The 21,968-nt window shown below is 65.7% G+C and carries 15 protein-coding genes; 6 read left to right on the top strand and 9 right to left on the bottom strand.

All coding sequences use genetic code 11. The features are described from left to right. Positions 1–29 precede the first annotated feature (29 nt). On the bottom strand, positions 30–1,370 hold the full coding sequence (locus ABC728_RS01870) for an MFS transporter (protein ID WP_416618577.1): 1,341 nt from the start codon (positions 1,368–1,370) through the stop codon (positions 30–32). Positions 1,371–2,240: 870 nt separating this feature from the next. Beyond that, complete coding sequence (locus ABC728_RS01875; protein ID WP_416618576.1) at positions 2,241–3,191, bottom strand: UDP-glucuronic acid decarboxylase family protein; 951 nt, start codon at positions 3,189–3,191, stop codon at positions 2,241–2,243. A 400-nt stretch (positions 3,192–3,591) separates the two neighbouring features. On the opposite strand from ABC728_RS01875, the gene ABC728_RS01880 reads away from it, so the two are divergent. Then, positions 3,592–4,953 (top strand): protoglobin domain-containing protein, encoded by a 1,362-nt coding sequence (locus ABC728_RS01880; RefSeq protein WP_416618575.1) that lies wholly within the window; start codon positions 3,592–3,594, stop codon positions 4,951–4,953. A 164-nt stretch (positions 4,954–5,117) separates the two neighbouring features. After that, positions 5,118–5,573, top strand: a complete 456-nt coding sequence (locus ABC728_RS01885; RefSeq protein ID WP_416618574.1) for a Crp/Fnr family transcriptional regulator — start codon at positions 5,118–5,120, stop codon at positions 5,571–5,573. A 24-nt stretch (positions 5,574–5,597) separates the two neighbouring features. On the opposite strand, the gene ABC728_RS01890 is transcribed toward ABC728_RS01885, so the two are convergent. The 3 genes from ABC728_RS01890 to ABC728_RS01900 all read right to left on the bottom strand — a co-directional run bounded on the left by ABC728_RS01890 (position 5,598) and on the right by ABC728_RS01900 (position 9,777). Then, positions 5,598–6,641 (bottom strand): LacI family DNA-binding transcriptional regulator, encoded by a 1,044-nt coding sequence (locus ABC728_RS01890; RefSeq protein ID WP_416618573.1) that lies wholly within the window; start codon positions 6,639–6,641, stop codon positions 5,598–5,600. 143 nt (positions 6,642–6,784) lie between these two features. Next, positions 6,785–7,321, bottom strand: coding sequence for a DUF6702 family protein (locus ABC728_RS01895; protein ID WP_416618572.1), 537 nt, complete (start codon positions 7,319–7,321; stop codon positions 6,785–6,787). Further along, entirely contained in the window at positions 7,318–9,777 is a 2,460-nt protein-coding gene (locus tag ABC728_RS01900; protein WP_445376309.1) for a M1 family metallopeptidase, read from the bottom strand. Before ABC728_RS01900 ends, ABC728_RS01895 begins: the two co-directional genes overlap by 4 nt. A gap of 376 nt (positions 9,778–10,153) precedes the next feature. Between ABC728_RS01900 and ABC728_RS01905 the strand changes: the two genes are divergently transcribed. Continuing rightward, positions 10,154–10,927 (top strand): 4'-phosphopantetheinyl transferase family protein, encoded by a 774-nt coding sequence (locus ABC728_RS01905; protein ID WP_416618570.1) that lies wholly within the window; start codon positions 10,154–10,156, stop codon positions 10,925–10,927. Positions 10,928–10,971: 44 nt separating this feature from the next. Here ABC728_RS01905 and ABC728_RS01910 read toward each other — a convergent pair whose 3' ends face one another. From ABC728_RS01910 to ABC728_RS01925, 4 genes are all read right to left on the bottom strand, one after another. Next, positions 10,972–11,895 carry an alpha/beta hydrolase family protein gene (locus ABC728_RS01910; protein WP_416618569.1) on the bottom strand — a complete coding sequence of 308 codons (924 nt, stop codon included), beginning with the start codon at positions 11,893–11,895 and terminating at the stop codon, positions 10,972–10,974. 258 nt (positions 11,896–12,153) lie between these two features. Further along, entirely contained in the window at positions 12,154–13,653 is a 1,500-nt protein-coding gene (locus tag ABC728_RS01915; protein ID WP_416618568.1) for a tryptophan halogenase family protein, read from the bottom strand. Positions 13,654–13,702: 49 nt separating this feature from the next. After that, positions 13,703–14,746, bottom strand: a complete 1,044-nt coding sequence (locus tag ABC728_RS01920) for an EAL domain-containing protein (RefSeq protein ID WP_416618567.1) — start codon at positions 14,744–14,746, stop codon at positions 13,703–13,705. Between the two features lie 156 nt (positions 14,747–14,902). Further along, complete coding sequence (locus ABC728_RS01925; RefSeq protein ID WP_416618566.1) at positions 14,903–17,758, bottom strand: TonB-dependent receptor; 2,856 nt, start codon at positions 17,756–17,758, stop codon at positions 14,903–14,905. A gap of 576 nt (positions 17,759–18,334) precedes the next feature. Between ABC728_RS01925 and ABC728_RS01930 the strand changes: the two genes are divergently transcribed. The 3 genes from ABC728_RS01930 (at position 18,335) to ABC728_RS01940 (ending at position 21,966) form a co-directional block, all read left to right on the top strand. Further along, positions 18,335–19,690 (top strand): META domain-containing protein, encoded by a 1,356-nt coding sequence (locus ABC728_RS01930; protein WP_416618565.1) that lies wholly within the window; start codon positions 18,335–18,337, stop codon positions 19,688–19,690. Positions 19,691–19,804: 114 nt separating this feature from the next. After that, positions 19,805–20,608 carry an efflux RND transporter periplasmic adaptor subunit gene (locus ABC728_RS01935; RefSeq protein WP_416618564.1) on the top strand — a complete coding sequence of 268 codons (804 nt, stop codon included), beginning with the start codon at positions 19,805–19,807 and terminating at the stop codon, positions 20,606–20,608. Then, on the top strand, positions 20,605–21,966 hold the full coding sequence (locus tag ABC728_RS01940; protein ID WP_416618563.1) for an efflux RND transporter periplasmic adaptor subunit: 1,362 nt from the start codon (positions 20,605–20,607) through the stop codon (positions 21,964–21,966). Before ABC728_RS01935 ends, ABC728_RS01940 begins: the two co-directional genes overlap by 4 nt. Positions 21,967–21,968: the final 2 nt, after the last annotated feature.

Genomic DNA, 21,968 nt, shown 5'->3' on the forward strand with positions numbered 1-21,968 from the left:
GCTCTCCACCCCACCCGCTGTGACTGGGATCATGACCGGGGGGCGAAGCAATCCTCCCGCAGGGACCGGCCGGCCGTCTCGGGCATGTGGCGCAGTGCCAGCAACCCGACAAGGCAGGCCCCCATCATGTAGAAGGCGGGCATCAGCGGGTTGCCTGTCATGGTGATCAGGCCGCTGCCAATGGCCGGTGCCGTGCCGCCGAAGATGGAGGTGGAGACATTGTAGGCGATGGCGAAGCCGGCGAAGCGCACATGGGTCGGGAACATGGCGGGGAAGGTGGCCGATATGGTCGCCAATTGCGGGACATAGAGCAGGCCCAGCAGGATGAAGGCCACGATGGCTCCCGTCAGGCCCGTGCCCATCAGCATGTAAAGGGGGATGACCAGGAAGAACAGCCCCAGCAGGGAGAATTTCCACATCGGCCGCCGCCCGACCCGGTCGGACAGCCAGCCCGCAAAGGGCACCAGCACCATCATGAACAGCATGCCGATCAGGGGCACGATCAGCGCCTCGTCGCTGGAAAGCCCCATGCGGCGCTGGAGATAGGTCGGCATATAGCTCAGCAGCGTGTAGTTCACGACATTCAGCGCCACCACCAGCCCGCTCACGACCAGCACGGGCCGCCAGTATCGGCGCAAAAGCACGCCCAGCCCCGGCGCCTCGCGGCCCTCCGCGTCCGCCTTGGCCTCCGCCTCCTGGAATACGGGCGTTTCCTTGATGCGGGACCGCAGGTAAAGGCCGATCAGCCCCATCGGCCCCGCCAGCAGGAAGGGAATGCGCCAGCCCCAGTCATGCATGGCCTGGTCGCCCAGCATCAGCGAAAAGCCCAGCATCAGCCCCGCCCCCAGCGAAAAGCCGGCCAGGGTGCCGAACTCCAGGAAGCTGCCATAGAAGCCGCGGCGGTCATCGGGGGAATATTCGGCCATGAAGGTCGCCGCCCCGCCATACTCGCCGCCCGTGGAAAATCCCTGCACCATGCGCAGCAGGATCAGCAGGGTCGGTGCCCAGAATCCGATACTGTCATAGGTGGGGATCAGGCCGACGCATAGCGTGGCGCCCGACATCAGCAGGATGGTCAGCGCCAGGATCGACTTGCGGCCCAGCCGGTCACCCAGCGGGCCCCAGAACATGCCGCCCAGCGGCCTTACCAGAAAGGAGATGGCAAAGGTGGCCAGTGCGAACAGCACGGCCTCGTCCACATCGCCGGGAAACAGTGCCGCGGAGATGTAGGTGACGCCATAGGCATAGATGCCGTAGTCGAACCATTCGGTGGCGTTGCCGATGGCCGACGCGCCGATGGCACGGTTCAGCGTGCGCTGGTCGGCAGGATGAGGGGGCGTATCGGGGGGCGTCGTCGCTGTGCCCTGCATCGTCACTCCCCCACCCAGGTGGCCGGACGGGAAAATGCGGAAAGGACCGGCGCACGGGGCGTGCGGGTCATGGGGAACATCATGGGCATGGTGTCTCCTGCGGGTTCTTCTGCATGGAGCGTCCCGGCCGCCGGAAGGGGCCGGTCACGGGATCAAGGGCATGGTCCGCGATGCGCAGGACCCCCGAATGGAAGAAGGGGCCGGATGACGCGCGAGAAATGGCGGGCCCCAAGAAAGGGGGGGCCAAGCCGGGAGCCCGGCGGGCGGCGCAGGAAAAGGGCAGTCCGATACTGTCCATGCGCCACGCCCGGGGGGACCATGGGCGGCGGGGTCGGTCTGTCAGTGCCTGGTCGGCGGGTCCGTTCTTGCCTTTACGTTGCCTGTGCGGACGGCGAACTGGCGGCCACGACAGGCGACCGCCAGCCCCGATCGTAACGCCTGCCGCCCGCCCCGTCCATGATCTAGGACACGGGCGCGGGACCGTCAGCCCCAGGCTGTCCGCAAACAGACGGGGCAGTGCGCAACGGGTCTCCCGTTGCGTATTGGGGCTTGATACCAGTTCCCGGTGATCGCAACCGATCACCGGGCCTCATACCAAGGTGCGGTGAGTTGAACTCATCGCACCTTGGTTGGCGCACCTTGGTTGGCGCACCTTTGGTTGGCGCGTTGAGCGCCCGCGCGCCCATGCGCCAAAGCCGCCGGATGGCGGCGCCCGGCGCATGAGGGATGCATTGATCAGCACTATAGGTTCTGATCAATGCAGTTACGTATCAGGTGTCGGCGCCAACATCCGTTGGCCTGGCTACGCCGCACCTGCGGCGCTGGCGCGGGTCGTTCGCCGGCAGCATGGGTGATGGTGAGCCGGGCGTCTCAGCATCCCAGGAGTTGCCTGAAATAGGCGATGGTCCGTTCCAGGCCGGTCTGAAGGGGAATGGTCGGGGACCAGTTCAGCACTGTCCGGGCCTGTGTGATGTCCGGGCGGCGCTGGCGCGGGTCGTCCGTCGGCAGCGGGTGGTGGGTGATGGATGAGCGGGAGCCGGTCATCGCGATCACCCGTTCGGCCAGCTCGCGAATCGTGAATTCCTCTGGATTGCCGATATTGATGGGGCCGGTGACCGCGTCCGGGCTGTTCATCAGCCGCACCAGCCCGTCGATCATGTCGGCGACATAGCAGAAGGAGCGTGTCTGCTGCCCGTCGCCAAAAAGCGTGATCGGCTCATGGCGCAGGGCCTGAACGATGAAGTTCGACACGACGCGGCCATCGTCGGGATGCATGCGCGGGCCATAGGTATTGAAGATGCGGGCCACCTTGATCCGCAGGCCATGCTGACGGTGATAATCGAAGAACAGGGTTTCGGCACAGCGCTTCCCCTCGTCATAACAACTGCGCGGCCCGATCGGATTGACATTGCCCCAATAGCTTTCCGGCTGGGGGTGGATATCGGGATTGCCATAGACCTCGCTGGTCGAGGCCTGCAGGATTCTGGCCCGCGTCCGCTTGGCCAGACCCAGCATGTTGATGGCGCCATGGACGCTGACCTTGGTCGTGGCGACCGGATCGCGCTGATAATGGATGGGGGAGGCGGGACAGGCGAGATTATAAATCTCGTCCACCTCCAGATAGAGGGGGAAGGTCACGTCGTGGCGGATCACTTCGAAATTGGGATTGTCCTGCAGCGGGAAGATATTGTCGCGTGTGCCTGTGTAGAAATTATCGACGCAGATGACGCTGTTGCCCTCCTGCAGAAGCCGCTCGCACAGATGCGAGCCCAGGAAGCCCCCCCCACCCGTAACCAGAACCCGTTTGCGTGAATGTTTCACGATGATCCTCATATCAGACAGCGGAAGGGGTGAAGGCGGGCACGATGCAAGCCCATCATATCGTCAGCGATATGAAATGGGGACTTCCATTTGCAGCCCTGCCCCGCCTCGGGCCCCGGAGATCGACCGGCCAGATGCCCATCACCTGTTTGGGTGGAAGGAGGGCCTTTTCTTGGACGCAGGTCTGAGGGGGGATGGGCGGCGTTGCCGGCCCTTGTTGCGTTATAACAAATCGTTATCGATAACATTTCGTAAGTATACGACAAATTTGTGCCGTCCAATTGTGCGGGTTGCAATCTGTTGCGTGTATCGGGAAGTTGTCCGATAGTCACGCGCGTTCCCAGCTGGGGCGGGAAACAGGCATCTATCAGTTTGGCATGGCAGTTGGACAGGAACGGGAATGGGTGGGCAGACGGTGGTTGATCGCAAGGGACGGCTGGCATTTCTGGGGATCGATGCCGGCACGCAGGCCGTGCTGGCGGCTTTGAGGCCGCGGATCGAGACGGCACTTCCCGCGATCATCGACGCCTTTTATGCCGATCTGCGGCAATGGCCGGAGATGATGCGCCTGTTCAAGGATGAGAGCGTCATGCGCCATGCGCGCCAGCGCCAGCTTGAACATTGGCTGAACCTGTTCTCCGGCCGGTTCGACGACAGTTATTTCGACAGCGTGCGTGCCATCGGCCGTGTGCATTCGGTTCTGGGGCTGGAGCCGCGCTGGTATCTGGGCGGCTATGCGCTGACCATGTCGCGGCTTTATGGCGTGCTGATACGCGGCTCTACCAGCCGCCTGCGGCCGCAGGAAGCGGAGGCCCGTCTGGCTGAGGCGATGCGTGCTGTCAACCTGGCCGTGATGCTGGACATGGATCTGGTGATCTCCGTCTATCTGGACGAGAACGCCGCCCGACATGCCCGGCATCTGGACGATATCTCCAACCAGCTCGACGCGCATGTGCGCGGCATGGTGCATGGCGTGGCATCCGCAGCCAGCCAGCTTGATGGCAATGCCCAGCGTATCAGCCAGGCGGCACATGACACGACCACGCGAGCCCATTCAGCCAGCCATGCGGCTGAACAGGCAACGGGCAATGTCAGCATCGTGGCGTCGGCGTCCGAGGAACTGTCGGCGTCCATCGCCGAGATCGCCAGCCAGGTGGCGCGCTCCACCGCCGTGGCGCGCGATGCCGTGACCGAGGCCGGCAATGCCGATACGACCATCGTGGCCCTGGCCGAGGCGGCGGGCCGCATTACCCAAGTCGTGGACCTGATCAACGAGATCGCGGGCCAGACCAACCTGCTGGCCCTGAACGCCACCATCGAGGCGGCAAGGGCAGGGGAGGCCGGCAAGGGCTTCGCCGTCGTGGCCGGCGAGGTCAAGCAGCTTGCCAGCCAGACCGCGCGCGCCACGGAGGATATTGCGCGCCAGGTGTCGGAGATGCAGGCCCGCATGGCCAAGGCCGTGGACGCCATCGCCACGATCGACCGCACCATCCGCGAGATGGACCAGATTTCCAGCACCATCGCCGCCGCCGTGGAACAGCAGGGGGCCGCGACGCGGGAGATCGCGCGCAATGTGCAACTGGCCGCCGTTGCCACTGCGGAGGTGGGGGACAATGTGGCCGGTGTGGCCGGTGCGGCAGAGGCCGTGGCGGGCGTGGCCGGTGAGTTGGGCACTGCGTCGGAGGAGCTGAGCCGCAAGGCCGATGGCCTGCGCACCGGCTTTGACAGCTTCATCACAGCCCTGACCCGCGCGGCCCGGTAGGGCTCTGCCCCCCTCGGGCTTTGACCATTCACCGGCTGTCCGGCACGGGCCGGCCGTGCCCATGCCCGGTGCGGCGCCGTCATGAGGGAGCGGTGCAACAAAATCTTGCGTTGCCCCCGGTGCGGGACCGATAACAGGCCCATGCCCATATGAGGACCCGTGAGATGGCCGAAGGTATCCTGAACCGCAAGTTCATCAAGGCCGGAACCCAGCTTTTCGCCACGGGAGACCGGGGTGAACACATGTATCTGGTGCAGTCGGGCCGCATCCGCCTGTGGCGTGGCGAGCCCGACCATCCCGTCGTGCTGGCCGAGGTCGGTCCCAACTGCCTGTTCGGGGAAATGGCCCTGATCGACGAGGGCACGCGGTCGGCCTGTGCCCACGCGGTGGAAGACACGACCCTGATCGTCATTTCCGGCGAGAAAGTGCGACAGCGCCTGTCGGAGGCCGATCCGTTCGTCGCTTCCATCGTCCGCATCCTGGCGCGCAACCTGCGCGCCTCCAACGGCCACCTGGAAGATCTGATGGGCCAGATGCTGGCCGTCAGCGCCATCAAGGCGCGCGAGATCGCACCCAACGAGGATGTGGCCACCCTGAACAGTGAATTGTCGAAGGGCTGACCCGTCTCCGGCCGGCCAGCCCGGTCACGCCCCCAGGGGACCGCGCGGCCGCGATGATTGCCGCACCACCAGACGGGCGGGGATGATGGTCTGGTCGAGGGCCCGGCCGGCCATCAGGCGCAGCAAATTCTCCACCAGCAATTCGCCCGCCGCCGCCGTATCCTGCCGCACCGTGGTCAGGGGCGGATTGGTGTAGCTGGCGGCCTGGATATCGTCGAACCCCACGACGGATACATCGCCCGGTACGGCCAGACCGCGGTCGCGCAGCGCATGCATGGCGCCGATGGCGACCAGATCGCAGGCGGCAACGATGGCGTCGAATGGCGTGCCCGCATCCAGCAGACGCAGGGCGGCCGCATGGCCCGCCTCCTCCGACGTCTGGCTGTCCAGGCGTAGCGCGGGGTCCGCCGGCAGGCCCGCTGCCGCCAGCGCCTGCACATAGCCCTGGTAGCGGTCCCGATATTCGGGACAATTCTCCGATATGTCGCCCAGGAAGGCGATGCGGCGATGGCCCGTGGCGATCAGGTGAGAAACGGCGTCGGACATGCCCTGCACATTGTCCGACCCGATGAAATGGCCGGGCTGGCCCGGCAGTACCGGTCCCCAGGTGATATATTCGATCCCCGCCTCGTCCAGGCTGGCGATCTTCTCCAGATAGGAGGTGTAGTCACCATAGCCCAGGAAGATGATGCCGTCGGCACGTTTGGAACTGGCATAGTCGGCCGTCCAGTCGGTGCTGGATTGCTGGAAAGAGATCAGCAGGTCATAGCCGCGCCGTGCCGATGCGCGGGTGACGGAGCCCAGGATCGACAGGAAGAACGGGTTGATCAGCGATTCCGAGGTGCCGGGGTCCTCATAGAGCAGCAGGGCCAGCGTGTTGCTGCGCTGGGACCGCAGATTGCGGGCGTTGACGTCGACCTTGTAGTTCAACTGGCGCGCGGCCTGTTCCACCTTCAGCCGCGTGTCCTCGCTGACCATGGAATCGCGGCGCAGCGCGCGCGAGACGGTCGATTGTGAAACCCCTGCCAGTTCGGCGATATCGAAGGATGTCGGCCGCTTGTTCCGCATTGTTCTTCTTGGCTTCTTTTCTTTTCCGCCCAGGATTGCACATTACAGGCCCGGTGCCGGCCCTGGCAATCACCGCCACCAGGGAGATATCGCAAAAGCCGGGCATGGGAAGGGTGGGTGCGCGCCGGAAACGGTCCGGAATGTCAGAATATGACGTCCTTGTCCGTGTCCGCGCCGATGAAGGTAAGGGTGCGGATCCGGGACGGATCACCGCCGCCCATATCGAAATTCACCTGGTTGACCTGGGTGCGGAAGACATCGCGCAGGATGGTGTTGCGGACCCGCAGGCGGGCCGGCGGCGCCGGCAGCGACACATCCTGATAGACATGCAGATCGTCACCGGCCAGTTCCGCCCCGATAAGGCGCAGGGTCAGCGACGCGGCGTCCGGCGGTGTCAGCGTGAAGCGCGCCTCCGTATAGAGCGCCAGCCGCGCCTGGTCCCTCACCTGTGACAGGTCGGGTGTGGCCACCTTCACGATCCGGTTCAGCGCCATTTCGCCATCATGGGCGTGCAGGGCGTGGTCCACCTCCAGCAGGCCGGCGCCCGCATTCCAGCGCACAAGGGTTAGCACCGATTTGGCGCGATGGGCCAGACCGGGCGATGCGGTCCCGATGGTGCTACCGGCGGCGGCCATGGCGATGGCAAGCAGGCGGCGGCGGGGCAGGAGGTGGGCGGTCACGGCTGCTGGCCCGCGGGGGCCAGCGGCACCTGCCGCTCCTCCCCCTCCGTTCCCTGCGCGTCCTTGCCGGCCTTCAGTTCCACCAGCATGTCGGCCATCATGTCCTGCTCGTCACGCTTGGCCTTGTACAGTTCCAGGCGTGAGGCCGCGATCCGGCGCGGATAGGCATTGTTCGACGGGTCGGCATCGGCGATTTCCTGCCGCGGGTCCAGTTCGATGCCCACCACCTGCTTGGGCCGGATCAGCATCCGGGTCACCGCCTTGCTGTCATAGCGCCAGATTTCAGCCGGGATCATCAGGAATTCCCCCGTTCCGTCGGCATAGGTGATCTGGAGCGGCAGCGGCATGACCAGACCGCCCTTGTTCACGAAATCGATGAAATAGACCCAGTCGCCATCCTTCTCCGCGCGGGCAAGGGCTTCGCGTTCCCAGGGCTCCAACCCTTCCAGCAGGTCGCTGAAACGGTTGCGGTCCTTGTTGCTGGGCGTGAACGGATCGTTCTCGTTGTAGAAATCCGCCAGTTCGGGCCGGCGCTCCAGCAGGGTCCGCAGCCCCTGCTCGCGATTGCGGGTCTGGCCCAGCGGCTCTCGCACCTCCCGCCCGGCCCGCTCGCGGTCCAGCGGCTTTTCGATATCGGGATTGCCCGTGGAAATGCGGTATTCGCGCACCGAGGCCAGGTCGATATCGACATGGTCGGTCGTGTAGAACCAGCCGCGCCAGAACCAGTCGAGATCCACGCCGGATGCATCCTCCATGGTGCGGAAGAAATCGGCCGGGGTGGGGCGCTTGAACTTCCAGCGCCGGGCATATTCGCGGAAGGCATGGTCGAACAGGTCGCGGCCCATCACCGTCTCGCGCAGGATGGTCAGGGCCGTGGCCGGCTTGGCATAGGCGTTGGGGCCGAATTGCAAGGCGCTGTCCGACTGCGTCATGATCGGCACCTGTCCCTGGCTGACCATGTAGCTGGTGATGCCGGCCGGCAGGTTGGGGTTGCGGCGGTGGGCGCCGAAATTCTCCTCCCATTCCAGATGCGCCACATTCTGGAGGAAGGTGTTCAACCCCTCGTCCATCCAGGTCCATTGCCGCTCGTCGGAATTGACGACCATGGGGAAATAGATGTGGCCCACCTCATGGATGACCACCCCGATCAGGCCATATTTGGCATTGGCCGAATAGGTGCGCCGGCCCGTCTTCGCGTCGATACTTGGGCGGTAGCCGTTGAAGGTGATCATGGGATATTCCATGCCCCCGCTTTCCCAGGTGTTCACGGACTGGGCCGTGGGATAGGGATAGGGGAAGGAATATTTGTTGTAGACCTGGATCGTATGCGCCACGGCCCAGGTCGAGTATTTCGACCAGAGCGGCTCCGCCTCGTTCGGGTAGAAGGACATGGCCAGCACCGTCGGCTGGTCGGGATTGTCCTGCTTCACCCCCATCGCGTCCCAGATGAACTTGTTGGAACTGGCAAAGGCGAAATCGCGCACGTTGCGGGCCTTGAACCGCCAGGTCTTCATCGCCCGGTCGGTTTCCTTCTCGTTGGCCAGCGCCTCATCCGGCGTCACGATGAAGATCGGCTGATCGGACCGGGCGGCGCGGGCCAGCCGGTCGCGCTGGGCCGATGTCAGCACATCGCCAGCATTCTGCAATTCACCCGAGGCACTGACGATATGGTCGGCCGGCACCGTTACCGACACGTCGTAGTCGCCGAACTCCAGCGTAAATTCCCCGCGCCCCAGAAAGGCCTTGTGCTGCCAGCCGGCATAGTCGGTGTAGGCCGCCATGCGCGGGAACCATTGGGCGATGAAGAACAGCTCCGTTCCGTTCTCGAACCGCTCATAGCCGCTGCGGCCGCCGACCACCAACTCGTTGATGATATTGTGCGCCCATTCCACCTTGAAGCCGTAGCTGGCGCCCGGCGCCAGCGGGCGGGGCAGGTCGATGCGCATCATCGTGTCGACCACCCTGTAGGGCAGGGGCCGTCCGCCCTCGTCCGTGACGGCGGCGATCTCCACCCCGTACCGGATGTCCTTCAGTGCCTGGGCGCGGGCAAGCTGATCGTAGCTGATCTGGTCGCCGCCGTCCCGGCCGGGGCTGCTGGTGCGCGTCAGCTCGGCGATGGAGCCTTCCTTGTAGATGTTCTGGTCGAGCTGGAGCCACAGATAGCGCAGCGTATCGGGCGAGTTGTTGTGGTAGCGCACCGTCTGGCGCGCCGTCAGCCGCTTGGCCCCCACCTCCAGCCGGACATCGATGCTGTAGTCGGCCCGCTGCTGCCAATATTCATGGCCGGGTGCGCCGGACGCCGTGCGATAGGTGTTGGCGGTGGGCAGGTCCACGTCGAGCTGCCGGAACTTGTCCTTCCAGTCACCCTTGGTCTGATCGACCGCATCGGCCAAAGCCGTCGCCGGCGCCAGAACCGGCAACAGCACCAACGCAATGGCCGCCACCAGGCGTGCCATCTTTCCCCGCCACAAACCCATGCCTTGCCCCCACCAATGCAACCCGGGGTCCCCGCCCGACCGGGCCCGTTGCCGCAAGGGCTCGATAATGCTTGGGGCCGGGAAGCGGCGAAAGCCTTTAGTCATGCGGCGCGCCAGAATCCTGATCCCGGCAAGAATCGGGCCGTATGATTGTAGGGATTTCGCATTTTGTATCGGTTTGTGCCGATGCCGGTCGGATGCTGGTGCTGATCGCAGCCGGGCCCTTGTCTGGCGCCTGCCCTGCCCGACCTGAAGGATTCGCGGGGCGGCCCCCTTCGTTCGTCGGGGCTTCTTTCCTTACCAAAGCGTTATTTCCGCCCTATGATCCGCCCCTTCTGACAGTTTGGGGGATCGGATGCGAGACGGTTTTGCCATGCGTGGCGACTGGCGACATGACGTCATCGTGGTCACTCTGGCCGTGGAGGAGTTGGGCCCCCGGGAACTGGCGCCGCTGGTCAATACGCTGGATGAGGCGGAGCGTGAGCAGGCCGCACGCCTGCATTTCGATGCCGACCGCAATGCCTACATCGCGGCCCACGGGCTGACGCGGCTGTTCCTGTCGGCATGGACGGGGCGCGCGGCGGGGTCGCTGGCCTTCAATGCCGGGCCCTATGGCAAGCCGGCGCTGGTGCGCGGCGGGGCGTCGTTCAACCTGTCGCACACGCGCGGCATGGTGGCCGTCGCCGTGGCGGCGCAGGGAGAGGTCGGCGTGGATATCGAGCCGATCAACCCGCGGCGCACGATCGAACTGGATATCGCCGACCGCTGGTTCTCCGCCGCCGAGGTGGCACAGATCGGCAGCGAGGAGGCGGAGGATGCCAAGCGCGCGCGCTTCATGCGCATCTGGAACCTCAAGGAATCCGTGATCAAGGCCACGGGCCGTGGCCTGTCCCAGGAGTTGACGGGCTTCACCGTCACCCCGGCGGCAGGACCGGATACGTCCCCCGTCATGGCGATACACGAGGAATGGCTGGAGCGGGCCGGCGACTGGCGGCTGGCGCAGTGGGATGTCGATGGGTACGTCCTGGCCGCAGCCAGCCTGAATGGCCCGCCGGGCAATCTGCGCCATCTGCGCGTCACAGCCGATGGCCTGGCGGCATTGGCCGATGGGGCGCCGATCCTGGTTTGACGGGGGCCCCGGCCGGCCCCCCCCCTCATGGGGGGCGGCCGGGTTCAGTCGGAACCGGCCAGCAATGGCCAGGCGCTGCTGCAGCGTTCCGAAAAGATGCGCAGATGCCCGATGGCCGAAACACCCGCGGCGGCCACGGGGATGACGGCATGTTCCACGGTCGCGGCCGGGAAGAAGGCAGCATGGTCGCGCACGACCGCGGGCGGGATCATGGGATCATCCTCGATCGCGATCAGCCGGACGGTGCCCGTCATCCGGCCCAGGTCGGGCTGTGGCAGGTGGCGTCCCCAGTCCCGGCGATAGAACCCGCGTGAGGTACACCAGCGCCGCCATTGCCAGAAGGCGTTGGCCGGCAGGTCGGCGCCCTGTCCCAGGATGCGTCCCGGCATGTAGCCCAGAAGTGCTGTGGCCAGCGGCCCCAGCACGAACCAGAAGGCCATGGCCTTGCCGATGAAATGGCTCGGGTGACGCCGCCAGTGCGCGGGCCCCGTGGCCACGCTCGTCAGGCGGCGCACCCGGTCGGCCTTGGCGTGGAACGGCAGGCCCATGCCGCCCAGCGAATGGCCCATCACCTCCACCGGCAGACCGGGATGGCGGTCGAACAGGAAGTCCAGGGCCGCCCCCTGGTCGATGACGGCCCAGTCCGCCATGCTGGCCTGTGCCAGCCGCACGGGCCCGCGGGCCGAATGGCCGCAATCACGGTAGTCATAGATCAGTATCGCCGCCTGCCGCCGGCCAGCCAGCCAGGCGGCGAAGCGGGCATAATAGTCGCGCGGCACGCCCGTGGCGCCATGAAGTACCAATGCCATGGCCGGCGGCCCGTGCGGCGGCGTGAAAAGCCGGCCGGCCAGTTCCCGCCCGTCCGGACAGGGAATGGTGACCGGCTGTTCCGGGGCCGCCTGTTCGGGGGAAGCGGCGTGCCCGCCGGGCTGGGTGTGGAGACTGGCAATGGTGCTGCCGGCCGTCATGGCATGTCCGATCGCTTGTTCGCTTCCCGGAAGATAACGAACGATCGTGCTAATTACAACAGGTCGGTACAAAGACCCGGCCGGCGGGCCCGCCGGCCGGGGCAGTTTCCCTTGAGGGAGCAAGGACCCGGCCGCAAAGGGCAGCGGCCGGGCCGGCCCGGCGGATGGGAGCCCGCCGGGTTTCCGGTGGTGTCACGCGCCGGGCGCCGCCAATCGGCGGCTTTGACGTGCGCCCACCAGGAGCGTACACGGGCCTGTCTAGAAAACCGCGCCCGCGATGCCGGCAATGAAATCCGCATGGGTGGGCAGGGCCGAAAGCTCATGCCCGATCATGGCCCTTACCTCCGCCAGGAACGCGACCAGTTCCTTCTCGGTCAACTGGTCGGCCAGGGGGTTGTAGCCTCGAGGCAGGACCCCCTGGCCCAGGAAAACCTGTACCCAGCTCACCTCCAGGAAAAGCTCGTCGTAAAGCCGGCTGACCCGGCCATGGGCCTGGAAATGCCGCATCCGGCGGGCAAGCTCGTCCGGTACGGCCATATGGCGGCAATCGCGCCAGAAGGGGGTGTCGTCGCGTTCCGTGGCCTTGTAATGCAGGATGATGAAGTCGCGGATGCGCTCATATTCCAGCCGGGATTTCTCATTGAAATCCGCCACCTCCTCCGCATCGATCCCTTCGTTCGGCAACATGGTCAGCAACCGGGAGATGGCCGATTGCACCAGATGGATGGAGGTGCTTTCCAGCGGTTCCAGGAAGCCGCCGGCAAGCCCGATGGCCACGACATTGCGGTTCCACATCTGCCGGCGCCGCCCGGCGGTGAAGCGCAGCAGCCGTGGCTCGGCCAGCCCCTCTCCATCCAGGTTCCCCATCAGGATGGATGCCGCCTCGTCATCGCCCATATAGCGGCTGGCATAGACATGGCCGTTGCCCGTGCGATGCTGCAGGGGGATGCGCCATTGCCAGCCCGCACCCTGCGCCGTGGACCTTGTATAGGGCGTGAAGTCGCCGCCATTGGCACAGGGCACGGCCCAGGCCCGGTCGCAGGGCAGCCAGTGGGACCAGTCCTCGAACCCCGTGCCCAGCGCCTGTTCGATCAGCAATCCACGAAAGCCGGAACAGTCGATGAACAGGTCGCCCGCCACGCGGCTGCCATCCTCCATCTCCACCGCTTCCACATGCCCGTCGAAGGCGTTCAGCACGGTTCGGCGAATCCGGCCCTCCGTGCGTTTCACGCCCTGCGCCGTGGCATGGCGGCGCAGAAGGGCGGCATAGAGCCCGGCATCGAAATGAAAGGCGTGGGTCAGCGGCTCCAGCGGGGTGCGCGGCCGCTGCTGCCGGCCATAGCGCAGGGCGCGGGCCGCGACCGTATTGGGCACATACTGCTCCCAATCCCCGTCCAGACCCAGTGCCCGGGCGCGCAGCCAGAACTGGTGGAAGGGGGTCAGTCCCAGGGGCCGGCCGATGGCGCCGAAGGCGTGCATATAGCGATGCCCCCGGCGCCACCAGTCCTTGAACTCGATCCCCAGCTTGATCGTGCCCTGCGTCTCGCGCAGGAAATCATCCTCATTGATGCCCAGCACACGGTTGAAGGTGACCAGCGGCGGGATCGTGGCTTCGCCCACCCCGACGGTGCCGATCTCCTCGGACTCCACCAGATGCAGCCGGTGGGTCTTGCCGGCCACCCGGGCCAGGGCCGCCGCCGACATCCAGCCGGCCGTGCCGCCGCCGACGATCACGATGGTGCGAATGGGTTTGCGCATGATGTCTGGCCCCGGATGGTTTGGCTTCCTATGCGCAACGACCAGCCCGTCAGGCTGCCGCCGGCCTTCCCAGCAAGTATCCCTGCATCAGGTCCACACCGGCATCCGCCACCCAGGCCCGCTCGGTATCCGTTTCGATCCCTTCGGCAACGATGCGGGCGCCGGTGTCGTTGGCAATGCCGACCAGATGACGAACAATGCTCTGCTTGTAATGATCCTGATCGATGTCGCGGATCAGGGCCATGTCGATCTTCACGTAGTCGGGCCGCAACTCCTGCAACATGTTCAGTCCGGAGAAGCCGGCGCCGATATCGTCCAGCGCGACACGGAAGCCCGCTTGCCGGTAGAAGGCCAGGATGCCGCGCAGATGCGCCTGATCCTTCACTTCCGTTGTTTCGGTCACCTCGAACACAATGTCGGCAGGGTTCAGGCCCATATCCCGCACGAATGTATGGGTTGTTCGCAGACAATAGGCGGGATCATAGATGCTGGAGGGGTTGAAATTCACAAACAGCTTCATCCCCCGCGCACGCCGTCTGGCAAAGGCCGTGATGGCCTGCCGTCGCGCCGCTAAATCCAGCGTGAACATGAGTTGCGTGTCGGCCGCCACGGTGAACAGGGAACCCGCCGAGACGATGTCGCCATTCTCCTCCCGTCCCCGCAGCAAGGCTTCGTAACCGAAGAGGCTGCCGTCGGGCCGGCAGATGGGTTGCAGCATGGAGAACAGCCTGTCCTGCTCCAGCATGGTGACCAGCCACTGCCCCTTCACCGCAGCGATCAACCAGCGTAATGTCCGTGTCGACATGTAATCAGAGATGGTGGGTTCTTTATCGTCCTCCAGCAGCAGGGCGCGGCAATGCTCCGTCTCTTCCTGGGACAGGACGCCATTGGCATCCGTCAGGAAAGCAGCCATATCGCTGCGCGCCAGGCGGATATCCAGACAAGCAGGATCATCCATCTCCATGATTGTCAGGCATCGGCGCCGTGCGACATCCAGTATTTTCATCCGCGTGTGGGCCATGGGCGGGGCCAGCAACAGACGGTTGAGGGGATGAACGAGCGCCTTGATCTTCTCACATTCGGGGCAATGCATGGGGTTCCTCCGTTGGCCGAAGGAAACTCGTTCTGATCAGGTGAATATCAAGCCCCGCCGGATAGGCCTGACAGCGGCCATGGCAGGGGAGTGGCCCCCAGCCATGTGAAAGAAAGCCCCCGCCGGCGGGCCGGCAGGGGGCAGAGGGAGGCGGGATCAGAACTTGTAGGAGGCGCCCAGCAGATAGCGCGAACCGTAATCCTCGTACCGTTCCACCAGACGGGTATCACCCCGGCCATAGGCGATGAACGGTTCGTTGGTCAGGTTGTAGCCCTGGAGCATGATGGTCAGGCCCTTCAGGCTCGACCCTTCCTGGAACTCGTATGAGACCTGGGCGTCCATGATGGTTTCGCCCTTGCCCATGCGCAGCGACCGGCTTTGTCCGAAGCCCGTGACCTCGGCCAGGAACTTGGACCGGTAATTGGCCGACACGCGGGCCTGGAAACCGTCCTTGTCGTAATAGAGCGTGCCCTGGGCGGTATATTTGGAGAAGCCGGGAATGGGCTGGGACGGTTGGCTGGGGTCGGGGGTGATGGTGGTCTTGGTGTAGCCGACATTACCCGTCATGCCGAACCCGTCCAGCGCCTCGCTGACCAGATCGAACGGCAATGCCAGGGCGAATTCAACGCCATAGATGTCGCCGCCATTGCCGTTGGAGGGGCGTTCCGAATAGCCCTGGCGAAGCACCGGCTCCGGTCCGTCCACGGGGAAGCCGGTGAAGTCCATCACCGTCTTCTCCTTGTAGATATAAGTCTTCAGCCACTTGTAATAGGTGTTGATGGCCAGATAACCCGCGTCGGCGAAGTAATATTCATAGGTGGCATCCACGGCATCGGCGACCCAGGGCTTCAGTGTCGGGTTGCCGTTATTGTCGCCGCCGGCACTCCAGGGCGAATAGTCGATATCGGGGTTCTGCGCCTGCGCCGGGTTGTAGCTGTAGGTCGACAGGGCCGACAGTTGGTCGGGCCGGGCGCGTGCCATCTGACGGGACGCGGCCAGTCGTACCTTGTGGTCCGGGTCGGGCATGGTGAAGATCAGGTTCGCGCTGGGCAGGAAGTTGTTGTACTTCGCCCCGGCGGTATAGATCTTGAAGCTTGTGACGTTGTTTTCCGTGGTGATGCTGGGACCGGTGGAGGATTGTTCGGTGCGGATATACTGCGCCCCGATATTGCCGGTCAGGGTGACGTTGCCGAGCTGTGCATCCAGATCGATCTTGGCGAAACCGGTCCACACCTTCTCGTCGATCGAATAGGCGAGGTCGTTGATGCAGTTGGCCCGCTCGCACTTCATCAGCGTATAGGTGCCGTCGGCCAGCAGCTTGCGCGGGTCGAAGGCAATGGTGTCGCCAAGCCCGCTGAAGCCCAGCTTGGTCGGCCGCAGCAGCGCGGTGGACGGGATGGTGATGGAACCCTGGTTGGCCGGGTTCTGGAAATTGGCCGTCGTGACGACGTACCATTCCGGCTGCGTGTAATCCTTCGTGCGGTCGGTATAGTTCACGCCGAGCGTAACGGCGCTGAACGCCTCGGATTCGATCTCGCGCGTCACGTCCAGCCGGGCCGACCACAGCTCGTCCTTGATGGTCGGGGTGTTCAGGTAGCCGTTCTGGTCCAGATCGTAAAGGACCCCGTCCGCGCCCTGCTTCTTCAGCGCCCCGCCCGACCAGCCGCCCGGATCGGTCAGCAGCATCAGGTTCGGGTCGGCATAGTTCAGGCCGTGGGTGAACTGCCAGCCGAAATCATTGGGGGTGGAGGTGAAGCCCAGCGTGTCGGTGGCGCCGGTGCCGGCGCGGCCCGTGCCGAAATAGGCCTCGAAGCGGGAGGATTTACGATCGGCGGCGCTGTAGCCCACATCGCCGGTCACGGTCCACCCGTCCTTGCTATACTGCCCGTTCCAGCCCGCGGAATAGAGGTCGGCCTTGGTTTCGCGGATGTCGCTGCGGCCGACGCCCTTGACGTCGGAGAAGGTGCCGCCCGTGACCAGGCCATCCTGCACGGTCGGGTTGGGCCCCACTTGCGCCGCCGACCAGAACAGCGGCATCTCGATCCCGCGCTGATACTGGATGTCATCGAACTTGGAATAATAGAAGTCCAGCGTGGTGACGAAATTGTCCGTCGGCTCGTACTGCACCGTCGCGACCAGACCCGTGCGCTTCAGCGTCTGGGAATTGGCGCGCACCTCTGCCCCGCCGATGATGTAGGGGTTGGTGTCGCTGACCGGCAGGTCTCCATTGGGGATGGGATAGTTGCCGTCACCCCAGAAGCGCGTCGACTTGATCTGGGTCGGCTGCATCAGGTGCGACACGCCCAGCGACACGCCCAGCGTGTCATTGGCGAACCGGTCGACATAGGTACCGGAGAAACGGTAGCCATACTCGTCGCTGTCACCGTTCAGCTTGCCGTTGGTGACATATTCGGTGCGGGCCGACAGGGCGACGACGCGCTCCTTGTAATCCAGCGGCCGGATGGTCTTCAGGTCGACGGTGCCGGCCAGGCCCTGGCCGATCACATTGGATTGCGAGGTCTTGTAGACGGCCACGCCGCTGGAGATTTCGGCCGGGTACTGGTCGAATTCCACCGAACGGTTGTTGCCCGTGGTCACCTGCTCGCGCCCGTTCAGCAGCGTGGTGGTGAAGTCCGGCCCCAGGCCGCGCAGGCTGATGGATTGTGCGCGGCCATCGATGCGCTGGGCGGCGATGCCGGGCAGGCGGGCGATGCTTTCCGCGATGGAATTGTCGGGCAGCTTGCCGATATCCTCCGCCGTGATCACTTCCACGACCTGCGTGGCATTGCGCTTCTGTTCCAGCGATGCCTGCAGGGACTGGCGGAAGCCGCTGACGATGATCTCCTCCAGCATCTCGCCACCGGCCGAACCGGTTGCGGCGGGGGCGGCCTGGGCCACCTGCCGGGCGTCGGTGCGCTGGGCGACGATGCTGTCCCCGGCATCGGCCGCACCGGCGGTGCCGGCCTGCAACATGGCGGCGCCGGCAACGGTCGCCAGCAACGCGAAACGCATTGGATTAACCTTGGACATTCCTCTCACTCCCCATCAACGCGCGTCACCGACGCCATTGTTCTTGTTGACCCCGTTCGGGGCATCGCTTCATTGCCGGCCGGTTCCGCGCCGGCCCTTGGAAGCCCATGCCCCGCCATTGGCCCGCTGCCCCTTCCGGCACCGGACCTGATCCAAACCCGCGGAAAACACAACAACCAAGACGGGCGGACGCAGGCGACCCGACCGGGGCGGTGTACCCGTGGCACCATCCACACCCTTTGGCCGATCGCCGGCGCCATCGCCGGCAGCGCCAGGGCCAGCCCTTGTTCCTCATGGCCCCGCTGCACAACCGAATTTAGTTTCATTGCAGAAAAACGGAGAGCGCGAAAATACGTATGCAGAATATTGCTGCGTTGCGACGCATACGTATTCAGATACAAAGCCGCAAATCCCGGCAACCGCCAGCCGGTCAGACGCCCCGCCAGCCCTCCGCCACCGGCCCCGTCCCGCATTTCGTGATTGGCAGGCGGCCCCGGATAAATGCATGATCGGCACCCGCGCAGGTGCGGATCGTCTCGGGCGGAAGATGGGGCGCGTATGGTTCGGCGGGTTCGCTGGTGGCTGATGGCGGGGCTGATCCTGCTTCCATCCTGTTTCGACCCGGCCGTCGCCCAGACCCCGACTTCCTCGGTCGCGCGCCCGTTGATCACCATCATCGGCGAATTGACTTATCGCGAGCGGATCGCCCTGCCGCCGGGTGCCACCCTTCTGGTGACGCTGACCGAACCGGACCAGGCCGATCCCGATGCCCCCACCCTGGCCCGGCAGCGCATCGATCTGGCCGGGCAGCAGGTGCCGCTGCGCTTCCGCCTGACGGCGGCGGCCGTCAGTCTGAAGGCGGGACGGCGCTATGCGGTGCGCGCCGTGATCCATGATGAGCGCGGCCGTCCGCTCTGGTCCATCCAGAGCGCGCATGTCATCGATCCGGGCGAGACGCTGGCCAATCTGGGCGTGCTGATGCTGACCCGTGTGTCCATGGAGGAGGCGGATACCGCAGCGGCCCCGGCCATCGGCTTCCAGTGCGGGGAGCATGAGGTGACGGCGCGGTTCGCGGGCGATGCCATGGAACTGCATTTGGACGGCGCCACCCATCGCCTGACCCAGTCCCTCTCGGCTTCCGGCGCCCGCTATACCGGCGATGCCGCGGGCCAGCCGCTGGAATTCTGGAACAAGGGGCGGGAGGCGCGGCTGACCCTGGGCGACACCGTCTATCCGCGCTGCCTGCAGATGATCGGCGAGGATGAGGGGGACGGTTCCAGCTATGAGGCGCACGGCTATGGCCCGGCCTGGACCCTGCGCATCGCGGGGGATCGTCTGCAGCTTGTGCGCATCGGTGCCGAAACGACGGAGATCGCCCGCATTCACCTGCCCGAGCGGCAATTGCTGGCCGACGGCTACCGTTATGCCGCGCGGCTGGGCGATGTCGATCTGAAGGTGACAGTGACACCCGGCCTGTGCCTGGACCGGCGCAGCGGCGTGCCGTTCCCCGACAAGGTGGCCGTGGTCAAAGGCGAACAGCGCTATGACGGTTGCGGCGGTGACACGGTGGCCGTGCTGCAGCGCGGGGAATGGCGGGTGACCAGCCTGAATGGCGAGGCCCTGGCACAGCCGGAAAGCCTGACCATCACTTTCATGCCGGATGGCACGGTGGCGGGCCGGTCCGGCTGCAACCGCTTCCTGTCGCGATACCGCGCCGATGCAGACGGACTGTCCATCAATGGCCGGTCCATGGCCGGCACCATGATGGCCTGTCTGCCGGACATCATGCACCGCGAACAGGCCTTCCTGTCGGCGCTGGGTGCTGTCGAGCGCCATGGTATGGACGAGGACGGGACCCTGACCCTGACCGGCCCGGACGATGTCGAGATCGTGCTGCGCGCCATCGCCCCCTGATGCCAGCGGACCCTCATAAATCGGTGTCCATGCGGCATCGGAGATGGATGCCATTCAACGTTGTGGTGCTATAAAGGCGCCGTCATATCGTTGCAGGAACAGGGGAACGCCATAGTGCAGCGCCGTCCATCCGGCCTTTCCATCCTTATCCGCGTTTTCACCGGTGCCCTTGCGATGGCCGCCGGCCCGGTCTTGGCGCAGACATCGCCACCGGCGCCGGGCCTGGAATCGCTGTCCACACCGGCGGAAATCAGGGCCCAGGTCAGGCCGCGCCATCATGCTGTCCTGTCGGCGGAGATGGGCGGCAAGATCCTGGAACTGCCGTTCCGCGATGGCGAGGCCTTCCGCCGCGGCGACCGGCTGATCGTGTTCGATTGCGCCGCCCAGCGCGCCCGGCGCGACCAGGCCGCCGCCGCCGCCCAGGCTGCCGCCCGCCGGCGGGAGGTGTCGGGCAAGCTGGACCAGCTCAACTCCATCAGCATGCTGGAACTCGCGACCGCCGAAAGTGCCGAGGCGGAAGCCAAGGCCGAACTGGCCCTGGCCGACGTGATGGTTCGCCGCTGTGTCATCGCGGCCCCCTATGATGGCCGCATGGCCGGGGTGGAAGCCCAGCGCTACGCCTTCGCGGCGGAAGGAGCGCCGCTGGTCGCCATCTATGATGCCGGCGCCTTCGATGTGGAAATGATCGTGCCGTCGGCCTGGATCGCCTGGCTGAAGCCCGGCCATGCCTTCCGTTTGAAGGTGGACGAGACGGGGGGCGTCCATGAGGCGGAGGTGACGCGGCTGTCGGGCCAGGTCGATCCCGTCAGCCAGTCCGTGCGCGTCTATGGCCGCATCAAGGGCGATGTGATGGCCCTGCGGCCCGGCATGAGCGGATCGGTTGCCCTGCGCCCGCCCGGTGCGGGTGGAACGCCATGACAGCCACGGACCCCCGGGACCGCCAGCTTACGGCGCTGGCCGGGCTGGTGCAGATGGAACGCCGGGTGCGTGCTGCGGCGACGGCGGCCGAGCTGGCCTTCCTGATGGTGAACGAGACGCATGCCCTGGTGCCCTATCGCCAGGCCGTGCTGTGGCGGGCCGATACCGGCGGTATCCAGGCCATGTCGGGGCTGGCCATTCCGGACGAGGATGCGCCCTTCAACCGCTGGCTGGGGCGCCTTATGGCGCAATGGGTGGTTGACGCCAAGCGCGGTCCGCGGCTGCTGGACGCCGACGACCTGCCCGCGGAGGAGGGGGCGGCCTGGGCTGAACACCTGCCGGCCCATGCGCTGCTGCTGCCCCTGTTTCCGCCGGCTGGTGGGGAGCAGGCGAAGCCTGTCGGCCTGTTGCTGCTGGCCCGCGACGAGCCGTTCATGGAGCCGGACCGGCAGTTGCTGGACCTGCTGGGCGATGCCTATGGCCATGCCTGGCACGCGCTGACGCGCCGCACGGCGCGGCGGTGGCGCTGGATCAAGGACAGGAAGCGTCTGGCCATGATCGCGGGTGCGGCCCTGCTGCTGCTGCTGTTCCCCGTGCGCCAGTCCGTGCTGGCCCCGGCAGAGATCGTGCCCCTGCATCCGGCCGTGCTGCGTGCGCCCATCGCCGGGGTGGTCGAGGGCATCCTGGTGCAGCCGAACGAGCCCGTGACGGAGGGCCAGCCGCTCGTGCAGATGGATGCGCGCGAACTGGAAAGCCGGCTGGAGGTGGCGCGTCAGGCGCTGGCCGTGGCCGACGCCGAACAGCGCCAGGCGCAGCAGCAGGCCGTGTTCGACGAAAGGGCCAAGGCCAGCCTGGCCATCCTGGCATCACGCCGGGAACAGGCGGTGGCGGAGGCCGCATTCCTGGAAGAGACGCTCGGTCGCGGCCGGCTGACGGCGCCCAAGGCCGGCATCGCCATCTATGACAATCCCGACGACTGGGCCGGGCGGCCCGTTTCGCTGGGCGAGCGCATCCTGACCGTGGCCGATCCGGCGGCGGTCGAACTGGAGATCCATCTGGGCGTCGGGGACGCCATCACCCTGGAGCCAGGGGCCCGCATCTCCTTCTTTCTCAATATCGACCCTGCGGCGCCGCTGTCGGCCACGCTGCTGCGTGCCGGATACCGCGCGGCCCCCACCCCGGAAGGGACCATGGCCTATCGCCTGACGGGCCGTTTCATTGCCGATAGCGCAGACGACAAGCAAAGGCTGCGCGTCGGGTTGCGCGGCACGGCCAAGCTGGAGGGGCGGCGCACGGTGCTGGCGCTTTATCTGCTGCGCCGGCCGCTGGCGGCCCTGCGGCTCTGGCTGGGCTGGTGACT

It is taken from the genome of Niveispirillum fermenti, from assembly GCF_052474395.1.

Excerpts from the sequence above, each read along its gene's own strand:
- ABC728_RS01870 (WP_416618577.1), bottom strand. The coding sequence starts at position 1,370 with ATGCAGGGCACAGCGACGACGCCCCCCGATACGCCCCCTCATCCTGCC.
- ABC728_RS01880 (WP_416618575.1), top strand. The coding sequence starts at position 3,592 with ATGGGTGGGCAGACGGTGGTTGATCGCAAGGGACGGCTGGCATTTCTG.
- ABC728_RS01885 (WP_416618574.1), top strand. The coding sequence starts at position 5,118 with ATGGCCGAAGGTATCCTGAACCGCAAGTTCATCAAGGCCGGAACCCAG.
- ABC728_RS01890 (WP_416618573.1), bottom strand. The coding sequence starts at position 6,641 with ATGCGGAACAAGCGGCCGACATCCTTCGATATCGCCGAACTGGCAGGG.
- ABC728_RS01900 (WP_445376309.1), bottom strand. The coding sequence starts at position 9,777 with ATGGCACGCCTGGTGGCGGCCATTGCGTTGGTGCTGTTGCCGGTTCTG.
- ABC728_RS01905 (WP_416618570.1), top strand. The coding sequence starts at position 10,154 with ATGCGAGACGGTTTTGCCATGCGTGGCGACTGGCGACATGACGTCATC.
- ABC728_RS01910 (WP_416618569.1), bottom strand. The coding sequence starts at position 11,895 with ATGACGGCCGGCAGCACCATTGCCAGTCTCCACACCCAGCCCGGCGGG.
- ABC728_RS01915 (WP_416618568.1), bottom strand. The coding sequence starts at position 13,653 with ATGCGCAAACCCATTCGCACCATCGTGATCGTCGGCGGCGGCACGGCC.
- ABC728_RS01920 (WP_416618567.1), bottom strand. The coding sequence starts at position 14,746 with ATGCATTGCCCCGAATGTGAGAAGATCAAGGCGCTCGTTCATCCCCTC.
- ABC728_RS01925 (WP_416618566.1), bottom strand. The coding sequence starts at position 17,758 with ATGCGTTTCGCGTTGCTGGCGACCGTTGCCGGCGCCGCCATGTTGCAG.
- ABC728_RS01930 (WP_416618565.1), top strand. The coding sequence starts at position 18,335 with ATGGTTCGGCGGGTTCGCTGGTGGCTGATGGCGGGGCTGATCCTGCTT.
- ABC728_RS01940 (WP_416618563.1), top strand. The coding sequence starts at position 20,605 with ATGACAGCCACGGACCCCCGGGACCGCCAGCTTACGGCGCTGGCCGGG.